Source organism: Mesorhizobium sp. M7A.F.Ca.CA.002.09.1.1 (genome assembly GCF_003998555.1).
GTDB classification, from domain to species: Bacteria; Pseudomonadota; Alphaproteobacteria; order Rhizobiales; family Rhizobiaceae; genus Mesorhizobium; species Mesorhizobium ciceri.
On sequence record NZ_RZRR01001470.1, the window covers coordinates 1 to 706 of the forward strand.

The window sequence follows — 706 nt, forward strand, 5'->3', positions numbered from 1 at the left end:
GGCGAATCTCGGCCAGTGCCCGCCCGGCATGGTCGTTGATCAACGGATTGTAGTTGAAGAACAGGTCGAGCCCGTCGACGCCGATATTGCGAAAATTCCTGAGATGCAGCGCCCGGCACATGGTTTCCACAAACAGCCGGTCCGAGACGGCAACGCTTTCGAAGAATATCTTTGGCGCGCCGGGGCGGCCCGCACGGTGCGGCTCGATCAGGGCTTCGGCCGCGACCGCGTGAAGGAACCGGCCGCGCGGCGCGAAAATCGGCTGATAGGCGCTGCGCAGCCGGAACTCGCCATACATGCCGTATTCGATGCCGACTTCGTCGACCCGGATCGCATCGCCGACATTGCGCCGCCGATCACCTCTCATGTCGCCACGCGACGCCCAAAGGCCTTGACCGGCCGCGCCGAAGGCGTTGCCACGGCAGCAGCCGACGTGTCGACGGCAGCAGCGACAGGCGCCTGCCCGGCCTTGTCGAAGACGCCAAAGCTGGTCGGCGCCAATTCGGGCCGCGCCAGCACGAAACCCTGCACCATCGACGCACCCGATTTCTCGGCGAGCTCCAGTTGCCAGCCCTCCTCGATGCCTTCGAACACCGTATGGATGCCTTGCTCCTCGAAGTTCTTCACCATGGTGGTCAGCAACGCGAAGCCGGCGCCGGACTCCATCAGCTGCGTGATCCAGTAGGCATCGAACTTGACGATATCC

Annotated in this window: 1 protein-coding gene and 1 pseudogene; both read right to left on the minus strand. The window is 64.0% G+C overall.

Annotated features, from left to right (window positions below; translation table 11 throughout):
- Positions 1 to 367, minus strand: a pseudogene (locus EN994_RS34065) (EAL domain-containing protein); the annotation flags it as partial.
- The coding region (locus EN994_RS34070) for an EAL domain-containing protein (protein ID WP_127308289.1) at positions 364 to 706 on the minus strand (343 nt) is incomplete at its 5' end. The gene EN994_RS34070 and the pseudogene EN994_RS34065, both read right to left, overlap by 4 nt.